The following is a 9416-nucleotide window of genomic DNA, read 5'->3' on the forward strand; positions in this document are numbered from 1 at the left end:
CACACAAAAATGGCACTTAAGGTGACATTTTTGTGTACAAAAAATAGACATTTTGCGGTTCTACTGGATACATTCAGTCCATCGGCGGCAACCGTCGCTTCACCGGGCTCTTCTTGATGATCGCGGTGTTGGTTTCGGCCAGGACATTGATGCGGTCGAGCAGGGTATCGAGCTGCTCCATCGAGCGCACATGCAGCCGCGCGATGAAGCAGTCCTCGCCGGTGACCTTGTCGCACTCGGTGAACTCGGGTATGGCGATGATCTGCCGCTCCACCTCCTGCAACTGTCCCGGCAGCGGGCGAATGCGCACGATCGCCTGCAGTTGGTAGCCGAAGCTGCGCGGGTCGACTTCCACGGTGTAGCCACGCAGTACGCCGCGCTCTTCCAGGCGGCGCAGGCGCTCGCTGACGCTGGGAGCGGAGAGGCCGCTGATCTGCGCCAGGGCCTTGAGCGAGCGGCGTGAGTCTTCCATCAAGGCATTGATCAGCAGTTGGTCGATTGCGTCGGTCATGCTTACCTCATCAGGCAAATCAAGAATGTTGCCTTGATAGTAAAGGTGAACTGGCTGGTCTGCCTTGGATATCCGCTGGAAGGTGCATGGCTACCCTCTGCATACTATGGCCATCATCCAAGGGAGGTGTGAGATGGAGAGTTCATTGCGCCGTGGCTCGCTGGAAATGGTCGCCGCCATGCTGATTTCCGGCACCATTGGTTGGTTCGTGCTGGTGTCGGGGCAGCCGGTGCTGGAAGTGGTGTTCTGGCGCTGCGTATTCGGTACTGGCACCTTGGTGGCGATCTGCGCGGCGTTCGGCTTTCTCAAGCCGGGCGTGATGACCCGTAGCGCATTCCTGCTGGCCATCGCCAGTGGGGTGGCCATCGTTGGGAACTGGGTGCTGCTGTTCGCCTCCTACTCGCGGGCGTCGATTGCCATCGGCACGGCGGTGTACAACGTCCAGCCGTTCATGCTGGTGGGGCTGGCGGCGCTGTTTCTGGGTGAAAAGATCACCGCCGCCAAGGTCACCTGGCTGAGCGTGGCATTCCTTGGCATGCTGGCGATCGTCAGTGCCCACGGCGCGGGGCAGGCCAGTGGTGAGGACTACTTGCAAGGCATTGGTCTGGCGCTGGGCGCGGCCTTCCTCTATGCGATTGCCGCGTTGATCATCAAACGGCTGAAAGGCACGCCACCTCACCTGATCGCGTTGATCCAGGTCGCCACCGGGGTGCTGCTGTTGGCGCCGTGGGTGAAACTGGGCGGGCTGCCTGGCGAGCCGTCGGCGCTGGCCAGCCTGGTGACCCTGGGCATGGTCCACACCGGCTTGATGTATGTGCTGTTGTACAGCGCCATCCAGCGCCTGCCGACGGCGTTGACCGGTGCGCTGTCGTTCATCTACCCGATTGCCGCGATCCTGGTCGACTGGGTGGCCTTCGGGCACCGCCTGGCGCCGCTGCAGTGGGTGGGGGTGGCGTTGATACTGCTGGCGGCAGCCGGCATGCAGCAGGGCTGGTGGTTCCGTTCTGCACAAGTGCCGGCCAAGGGGTAGAATGGCGGCCTTTTCATTTGCTTGCGACCCGCCATGACTTCGCCGATCCACACCCTCGAACAGCACCTGCTCGCTGCCATTGACCCTGCCCCTGCAGAAACCCGCCGCCTGTTCCACGGCCGCGGTCGTTGCTGGGAGGGCCTGGAGCAGGTCACGGTGGACTGGCTGCAGGGTGTACTGTCGGTGGCGCTGTTCCGCGAACCGCCAGAGGGCCAGCTGGGCGAGCTGGAAGCCATGCTGCGCAACCTGGCCGAACGCCCGCAATGGACCGGCCAGGCGATCCTCATCCAGCATCGTTATCTGCCCGACAGCCCAGGCCAATGGCTGCTGGGCGAACCTTGCCAGCAGCGCGAGGTGGTCGAGGACGGCCTGACCTATCTGCTCGACCTGGGTGTGCGGCAGAACAACGGCCTGTTCCTCGACATGCGCTACGGCCGGCGTTGGGTGCGTGAGCAGGGGGCGGGCAAGCGGGTTTTGAACCTGTTCGCCTACACCTGTGGCTTCTCGGTGGCGGCGATTGCTGGCGGTGCGGAACAGGTGGTGAACCTGGACATGGCCAAGTCAGCGCTTTCGCGGGGACGCGATAATCATCGCCTGAACGGGCACGATGCATCGCGGGTCGCCTACCTGGGGCATGAGCTGTTCAAGTCCTGGGGCAAGGTGCGCAAGTACGGGCCTTACGACCTGATCATCATCGACCCACCGACCTTCCAGCGTGGCAGCTTCGTGCTGACCCAGGACTACGCCAAGATCCTGCGGCGCTTGCCAGAGTTGTTGAGTGAAGGTGGGACGGTGCTGGCCTGCGTCAACGACCCGGGGATCGGGCCGGAGTTTCTGATCGAAGGGATGGCGGAGCAGGCGCCTTCGCTGGCCTTCGTCGAGCGGTTGGAAAACCCGCCGGAGTTTCCCGATGTGGACCCGGCAGGGGGGCTCAAAGCATTGGTATTCCGCCAGGTATAAAGTTACCTGTGCCGGCCGCGGTCCCTGTAGGAGTGGGATCGTCCGGCGAAGAGGCCGGCACAGGCGACATCAAGCGCCCAGAGCTTGCACAGGCAGTGGATACACCTGGGCAAAACTCACCTTGTTGGTCTGGTCCACGCGTTTCTTCAGTCGCTCATTGAACGCCCGACTCACAGCATACTGCCCACCGGAAATGGTGCGGAATTGCGCCGTCAGCACGAACCCGTTCAAGTCCATGCGATCGACCCCGAACACCTGCAGCGGCCCTTGCAGGTTGATGCGCAGCAGTGGGTCTTCGCTGATCGACTGCCCCACCTCATGGATCAGCCCCAGCGACTCGTCGACGTCGCTGTCGTAGGTGAACTGCACCGAGAAGAACGCATAGGCGAACTGCCGCGACTGGTTGGTGACGGCCTTGATCTGGCCAAACGGCACCGAGTGCACGAAGCCCTTGCCGTCGCGCAGGCGCAGGGTGCGGATGGTCAGGCTTTCGACGGTGCCGGCATGGCCGGAGTCGAGCACCACCCAGTCTCCGATCGAAATGGTGTCCTCGATCAGGATGAATAACCCGGTGATCACATCCTGCACCAGTTGCTGCGAGCCAAAGCCGATGGCCAGGCCGATCACCCCGGCACCCGCCAGCAACGGCGCTACGTTGATGCCCAGGTTGGCCATGGTGGTGATGGTGCAGATGACGATCAGGATAACTTTCACCGCATTGCGCAGCATGGGCAGGATGGTGCGCACCCGGGTGCTCGGCTGGCGTGAGGCGCGGCGCCCGACGGCGGGCTTGAGCGCTTCCTGGATGGCGGTATCGAGCACCACCCAGAGCAGCCAGGTGACCAGCAGGATCAGGCCGATGCTCGACAGTGAATTGCTGATCGCCTGGCCGAGGCTGTTGCTCAGGGCGAAGTCGATCACCGAGAAGCCCCAGATGCGCCCCAGCAGTTCGATGAAGGCTACTGCCATGGCGATGCGCAGCAGCGCATGGGCGAGGCTGCGTAGCAGTTCCTTGTAGGGCCGCACACGCTGGGCCGGATCGCTGCCCTGGGGTGCCAGCAGATGTTGCAGCAGGGTGCTGAGGAACACGGTGGAAACCAGCAGTACCGTGGTCAGCAAGGCGTTCTGCAGCGCCTTCTGGCTCTCCTCGCCAGCGCCGAGCAGATGGATGGCCGAGACCAGTATCATCAGCAGAATTGGCAGGTACCACACCGCCGAGAAGATCCGCAGGGTCTCTTGCACGGCGCGGTGCTGTACGCGGTCCTTGTAGTTGCGGTTGCGAATCAGGTGGGCGACCGGGCGGCGCAGGCGGATAACCAGGCTGGCAAAGACGAACGTGGCGGTCAGGCCGGTGATCACGGCGACGCTGGCAGTAATGTTGCCACCCAGCTGGCGGGCGATCTGCGGGCTGGTCAAAGCGTCGCTCCAGGCGGCAAGGAAACCGATCAGGAACAGCGGGCGCGGCGCCAGTCGCTTGATCACCGCCACCGCCGCGCGCTTGTGGCCGGCATCGAAGAGGGTGATCAGGCAGAGGATGATCGAGGTCGAGAACAGACCGCTGCTCGTTGCGTAGGCCAGGCTCAGGCCCAAGGCGCGGGCAATCGACGGGTCGAGGAAACGGCTGAGGTACAGCGTCAGCGGCAGGCTGGCGAGCGCCGGCAGCGTGTATGGCAGCAGGTAGCCAAGCAGGCTGCTGGCGCGTTGGCGCGCGCTCAGCCATGGGGTGCCGCCCAGACGTTTGCTGAGCCAGCGGCCGAGCGTGGTCAGCAAGGCGAAGCTGGCGGCCCAGGTCAGCGTCAGCAGGATGAAGTTGCCGGCCAGTTGCAGCGAATCACTGGCCGAGTGACGATCGACCAGGCGTTCCACTTCCTGGGCGGCACGGTCGGTGCGCAGGCGCCAGGCATCGACCAGGTGAGCGTCGAGGTCGAGTTCCTGGGCGGCGCTGTCCAGGCCGTCGGCCAGGGCGCCGAGCAGCCCACCTTGCAGTACCGGTTCCGGTTCGGCGGGTTGTTCGTCGGCGGGGGCGGGGTCTGCGGCCAGCAGATGGGTGCTCAGCAGGCAGCCGAGCAGCAGGGTGGAGAGAAAGCGCAGCACTGGAGTACTCCTTGGGCCGGGGTGAGCGGGGCAGGGTTACTCAAGAAACTGAGGGTGATGGGTGGGGAAAGTTCGATTGGTGTGTTGCCTGTGCCGGCCTCTTCGCGGCTGTAGGAGCGGATTTATCCGCGAGAGGCCGGTCCTGCTTACATCAATTACTGCTGATTGGTGTAGATCTGATCGAACACGCCACCATCATTGAAGTGGGTCTTCTGCACGGTACGCCAGTCACCAAAGGTCTTCTCCACCGACAGGAAGTCGACTTTCGGGAAGCGGTCGGTGTACTTGGCCAGCACCGTCGCATCCCGCGGGCGCAGGTAGTTCTGCGCGGCGATTTCCTGGGCCGCTGGCGACCACAGGTATTTCAGGTATTCCTCGGCCACGGCCTGGGTGCCTTTCTTGGCCACCACCTTGTCGACCACGCTCACCGGCGGCTCGGCCTCGGCCGACACGCTCGGATAGACCACTTCGAACTGATCGCGGCCGAACTCGCGGGCGATCATCTCGGCTTCGTTCTCGAAGGTTACCAGCACGTCGCCGATCTGGTTAGTCATGAAGGTGGTGGTGGCGGCTCGGCCACCGGTGTCGAGCACTGGCGCCTGCTTGAACAGCTTGCCGACGAATTCGCGGGCCTTGGTTTCATCGCCGCCCTGCTTGAGCACATAGCCCCAGGCCGACAGGTAGGTGTAGCGGCCGTTACCCGAAGTCTTCGGGTTGGGCACGATCACCTGCACGCCGTCCTTGAGCAGGTCCGGCCAGTCCTTCAGCGCCTTGGGGTTGCCCTTGCGCACGATGAACACGGTGGCCGAGGTGAACGGCGCGCTGTTGTTCGGCAGGCGGGTCACCCAGTTGTCCGGCACCAGCTTGCCGTTGTCGGCCAGGGCGTTGATGTCGGTGGCCATGTTCATGGTGATGACATCGGCCGGCAGGCCATCGATCACCGCACGCGCCTGCTTGCTCGAGCCACCGAAGGACATCTGCACATTGACCTTCTCGTTGTGCTCGGCTTCCCAGTGTTTCTGGAAGGCCGGGTTGTAGTCCTTGTAGAAGTCACGCATCACGTCATAGGAAACGTTCAGCAGGGTCGGGGCAGCCTGGGCCAGGTTGCCGAGGGCCAGGCCGGCGGCGAGCAGCGAGGCGGTGAAGAGTTTTTTCACGACGCATTCCTTGTTGTGGATCAAAGGTTTGGCAATGTGCCAGCGACTATACCGTTTTGTTCTTGGAGGGTTAAAGATTGAATGAGTCTTTGCTTATGCGGTTTGGCTTACCTGGTAGATCTGACAGTTGCGCACTGGCTGTGCAATTGATGTGATGAACCGAGAGATTAGGGAGCATCCATGGCATGAGTAGAGTTGAAGGCAAGTCTCGGAAGTACGCTTATTGCTCGTATGGCTATCGATACCATGGTGGCCCTGTCTTGCTCGCATTTAACGGTGAGTTTTTCGATTGTCTTGCCCAAGGCTATCTGCTGGGCAGCGGTTATCGGTTGTTTAGTCCAGTTTTGGGGAGGTTTTTGAGTGCTGATCAGCTGAGTCCATTCGGGTTTGGAGGAATCAATGCTTATGCCTACTGCAAAGGAGATCCTGTCAATAAGGTAGACCCCTCAGGACGCGCGCCTTTCTTCCTGAGACATTTATCGATTTCGGGCTTTTTAAAGCTCCTGAGAGTTTTACCAAAAACTGGGCTTACCAAGCACGCCAAAGATCTGGGGTTGAACATTGTCGAGGTAAAAAGCCATGCGACGATGCTAAAGGTGCCAGGCGCGAGCATCCAAGTGCTGGGTGATGACAGGCCTTACAACATGGTCCGCGGTGAGTCTGGGTTTGAGTTGAGCCTCGTATCAAGCGCGATGGGCATAGATAATCAATTGATTCTCGCCGAGAAGGCGTTAGCCAGCAGTCAGTTTCACGTTAGCGCTTTAGCATTTCGCTTGAAGCTTAGCGAGCAGCGTTTGGCCGCTTATCAGCAACGGCTATGGGCCGCTGATGCCGAGCTTGAACTGTTGCGAGCTGGCGCTGGTACGTGGGTCTAGCGACGAGTGTATTTATCAACTGGACTTCGGAAACAACGCATTCCCGCACCTTGAGCAGAACGCCGCCCCATGTTCGTGGGTCTTTTTGCTGCAGGTCGGACAGGAGTGCTGCAGCTGTTCCCCTCGCATCGCGTTGGCGAGCTCGGCGGTGAAGATTCCGGTCGGGACGGCAATGATCGAATAACCGGTAATCATCACCAGCGATGACAGCACCTGCCCCAGCGGCGTCTTCGGCACGATGTCGCCGAAACCCACCGTGGTCAGCGTGACGATGGCCCAGTAGATCCCTTTGGGGATGCTGGTAAAGCCATGCTCCGGCCCTTCGATCACATACATCAAGGTGCCGAACACCGTCACCAGGGTGGAAACCGTCACCAGAAACACGATGATCTTCTGCTTGCTGCCACGCAGCGCGTCCATCAGGTAGTGCGCCTGCTTGAGGTAGGGGCTGAGCTTGAGCACGCGGAAGATCCGCAACATCCGGATCACCCGGATGATCAGCAGGTACTGGGCGTCGCTGTAGTACAGGGCAATGATCCCCGGCACGATCGCCAGCAGGTCGACCAGGCCGTAGAAACTGAAGGCATAGCGCAGTGGCTTGGGCGAGCAATACAAGCGGGTGAGGTATTCGGCCAGGAAGATTGCGGTGAAGCCCCATTCGATGGCGGCCAGTAGGCCGGCGTAGCCTTGGTGGACCTCGTCGATGCTGTCGAGGATCACTGTGACCAGGCTGGCCAGGATGATCAGCAGGAGGATCTTGTCGAAGCGGCGGCCGGCTACGGTGTCGGTCTGGAAGACCATGATGTATAGGCGTTCCCGTAGGGCGGATTGCGTGGACATTTATGTTGGTTCCAGAAGCAGGGGCAGGTTGGTGTTGATGATGGTACGGGGGTGTACCCGACCTGATAAAACTACCAGTTTGAATCTGACTGTGGGTTCATCAAAATATGAGCCGGTTCAACGATCTGGGGACAGCGGTAATGCCTAATCTCGAGAAGGGACACGACGGCCTGTTGCAGCTGGGACTGGCGGATAGGGTACTGGCCGGGGAGCATGCCCATCTGTCCTATACGGTGTATGGATACCAGGCGGCTGATAAGGAACGAAGCGTTATGAGGTTCAACGGCCAAGCTGTTGAGCCGCTAACAAAAGGCTATCTTTTGGGAAACGGGTATCGTCTTTTTCAACCTGGGATTTGCCGTTTCCATAGTCCAGATGACCTTAGCCCATTCGGGGCCGGCGGCCTCAATTGCTACGCCTATTGCTCTGGAGACCCGATAAACAACATTGACCCATCAGGTCGAGTAAAAGAGCTGTCGGCGCTGATCGCCAAGCACGGTCTCAACAAGCCACGCGCCACGCAAGCACTCAAAGCAATGCCGATTCCTGAGACTAAAACCCATGTTTCCGTAGCACGATATGCTGAGCCAAATGTCCCCCCTTTGACTGTGTTCCGGAACAGTCAAGGAGGATTTTCCGCCATCGTGAGAGCCGATCCGGAAAACGTGGCGTTGAAGGCTCAGATTCTGGATGGACTCCGGAGCATCCTCTTACTAGCTGATACGGTTCTGTTTTATTCGAAGCACACCGTAAGAAATACTAAATTGCTATCGGGCGGGCGTGTCTTGGCAAAGACAGCGCAAACGCAGAATACCGGGCCAAATTATTCTGAAAATGCAGTGAAGCCCAAGAATATCCTGGGTGGTGCGTCAGTGCTGGTGAGAGATGTCCGGCAAGAGGCCGAAAACCCTTAAGTTCGGCTTTAATTTTGCAAATGATCACCGCTGTTACTTCTAGCAAACGGCACTAAGTGGATGGTCCAGTGCATCAGCCAGCAAGCAATGACAAAAGGTGCAGTGAGTCCTGCAATCGGCATGAGGTCGAACATCGGCTGGAGCGCAAGTGCCAGACCAACTGCGAGAAGTGTTGTCCAGGGTCGTTCGCGGTGTCGACTGAATGCCAACCCCGCCAGCGCGGCATTAAATCCGTGCAAGCCCATCCATACCGTTTGCCCCTCACCAGCCAGCAGCGCCACTGAGCCACCGATCATCGAGCCAATCACGGCCCAAGAGGCCGCATAGGGGTTGGCAATGAACATCCCGATGATGATCAGCAACCCGGCCAGCGGCTGGTCGAGCAGGAAGATCTGCCCGACGCCCCGCGCCAGGGCATACACAGGTTCTGCGTCGACGAAGCCGCTGGGTGCGGGGCTGGCGAACAACAGGGCAACCCAGCCCAGCAGCACGAAGGGTGCGGTGTAGGCGACCAGCAGCTTGCCGCCGCGCTTGCGCCATTGGTGGGTGATGATGCTCGACAGGCCGCCGGCGGCGATGATCAGCGGCGGCAGGATGACCGACCAGGGCAGCACGGCGCTGATCAGGATGCCGATCAGTACGCCGTTGTAGCAATACAGCCCGGCCTGGCGGTCGGCGCGGTCGTAGCCACGGCGTTGGGCGGTGAGCAGGCCGGACAGGGCGCCGAGCAGGGCGCCGCCGACCAGGTCGGGGGCGGTCAGCAGGATGGCCAGCAGGCAGCACAGGCCGCACAGGGGGTTGCGCAGCAGCAGCACCTGGCTGAAGCCGTTGAGCAGCGCCGTGGCCCAGTCGGGGCACGGGTTGACGAAATTCTTGGTGTACATGGGGCAGTCAGCAAGTTGATGGGGGAGCGGTGGGCCTCTTTGGGCCTCGGTTTTCCGCAGGTTCGGTGTGTTGGGAGGGCTTTGCCCTCCTTTCGCGACACAAGGCCGCTCCTACAAGGGATCGCGGTCTCCTGTAGGAGCGGCCTTGTGT

General features: G+C 60.8%; 9 protein-coding genes. 4 read left to right on the forward strand and 5 right to left on the reverse strand.

Translation table 11 applies throughout. The features are described from left to right. Positions 1-73 precede the first annotated feature (73 nt). A complete protein-coding gene (locus tag ACLEJU_RS25255) occupies positions 74-511 on the reverse strand; it encodes an Lrp/AsnC family transcriptional regulator (protein WP_103446532.1) in 438 nt (145 codons plus the stop codon). A 133-nt stretch (positions 512-644) separates the two neighbouring features. On the opposite strand from ACLEJU_RS25255, the gene ACLEJU_RS25260 reads away from it, so the two are divergent. Beyond that, positions 645-1541, forward strand: coding sequence for a DMT family transporter (locus ACLEJU_RS25260; protein WP_435423749.1), 897 nt, complete (start codon positions 645-647; stop codon positions 1539-1541). A 33-nt stretch (positions 1542-1574) separates the two neighbouring features. Beyond that, a complete protein-coding gene (locus tag ACLEJU_RS25265) occupies positions 1575-2501 on the forward strand; it encodes a class I SAM-dependent methyltransferase (RefSeq protein WP_435423750.1) in 927 nt (308 codons plus the stop codon). Positions 2502-2570: 69 nt separating this feature from the next. Here the strand turns inward: ACLEJU_RS25265 and ACLEJU_RS25270 are convergent, their stop codons facing one another. Next, positions 2571-4595 (reverse strand): mechanosensitive ion channel family protein, encoded by a 2025-nt coding sequence (locus ACLEJU_RS25270; protein ID WP_435423751.1) that lies wholly within the window; start codon positions 4593-4595, stop codon positions 2571-2573. A gap of 155 nt (positions 4596-4750) precedes the next feature. Continuing rightward, the gene (locus ACLEJU_RS25275) at positions 4751-5752 is read right to left on the reverse strand and encodes a sulfate ABC transporter substrate-binding protein (RefSeq protein WP_186603284.1); all 1002 of its coding nucleotides are present in this window, start codon (positions 5750-5752) and stop codon (positions 4751-4753) included. Between the two features lie 185 nt (positions 5753-5937). Between ACLEJU_RS25275 and ACLEJU_RS25280 the strand changes: the two genes are divergently transcribed. After that, positions 5938-6627 (forward strand): RHS repeat-associated core domain-containing protein, encoded by a 690-nt coding sequence (locus ACLEJU_RS25280; protein WP_435423752.1) that lies wholly within the window; start codon positions 5938-5940, stop codon positions 6625-6627. A 15-nt stretch (positions 6628-6642) separates the two neighbouring features. Here ACLEJU_RS25280 and ACLEJU_RS25285 read toward each other — a convergent pair whose 3' ends face one another. Next, positions 6643-7467 carry an ion transporter gene (locus tag ACLEJU_RS25285; RefSeq protein ID WP_435423753.1) on the reverse strand — a complete coding sequence of 275 codons (825 nt, stop codon included), beginning with the start codon at positions 7465-7467 and terminating at the stop codon, positions 6643-6645. Positions 7468-7607: 140 nt separating this feature from the next. On the opposite strand from ACLEJU_RS25285, the gene ACLEJU_RS25290 reads away from it, so the two are divergent. Continuing rightward, the gene (locus ACLEJU_RS25290) at positions 7608-8381 is read left to right on the forward strand and encodes an RHS repeat-associated core domain-containing protein (RefSeq protein WP_435423754.1); all 774 of its coding nucleotides are present in this window, start codon (positions 7608-7610) and stop codon (positions 8379-8381) included. Between the two features lie 8 nt (positions 8382-8389). On the opposite strand, the gene ACLEJU_RS25295 is transcribed toward ACLEJU_RS25290, so the two are convergent. Beyond that, positions 8390-9265 (reverse strand): urea transporter, encoded by an 876-nt coding sequence (locus tag ACLEJU_RS25295; protein ID WP_435423755.1) that lies wholly within the window; start codon positions 9263-9265, stop codon positions 8390-8392. Positions 9266-9416 lie beyond the last annotated feature (151 nt).

This window comes from Pseudomonas sp. SMN11 (assembly GCF_052041945.1).
Taxonomy (GTDB): domain Bacteria; phylum Pseudomonadota; class Gammaproteobacteria; order Pseudomonadales; family Pseudomonadaceae; genus Aquipseudomonas.

What these genes read in the sequence shown, in the direction of transcription:
- ACLEJU_RS25280 (WP_435423752.1), top strand. Translation starts at nt 5,938, where the DNA reads ATGAGTAGAGTTGAAGGCAAGTCTCGGAAGTACGCTTATTGCTCGTAT.
- ACLEJU_RS25290 (WP_435423754.1), top strand. Translation starts at nt 7,608, where the DNA reads ATGCCTAATCTCGAGAAGGGACACGACGGCCTGTTGCAGCTGGGACTG.
- ACLEJU_RS25285 (WP_435423753.1), bottom strand. Translation starts at nt 7,467, where the DNA reads ATGTCCACGCAATCCGCCCTACGGGAACGCCTATACATCATGGTCTTC.
- ACLEJU_RS25255 (WP_103446532.1), bottom strand. Translation starts at nt 511, where the DNA reads ATGACCGACGCAATCGACCAACTGCTGATCAATGCCTTGATGGAAGAC.
- ACLEJU_RS25295 (WP_435423755.1), bottom strand. Translation starts at nt 9,265, where the DNA reads ATGTACACCAAGAATTTCGTCAACCCGTGCCCCGACTGGGCCACGGCG.
- ACLEJU_RS25260 (WP_435423749.1), top strand. Translation starts at nt 645, where the DNA reads ATGGAGAGTTCATTGCGCCGTGGCTCGCTGGAAATGGTCGCCGCCATG.
- ACLEJU_RS25265 (WP_435423750.1), top strand. Translation starts at nt 1,575, where the DNA reads ATGACTTCGCCGATCCACACCCTCGAACAGCACCTGCTCGCTGCCATT.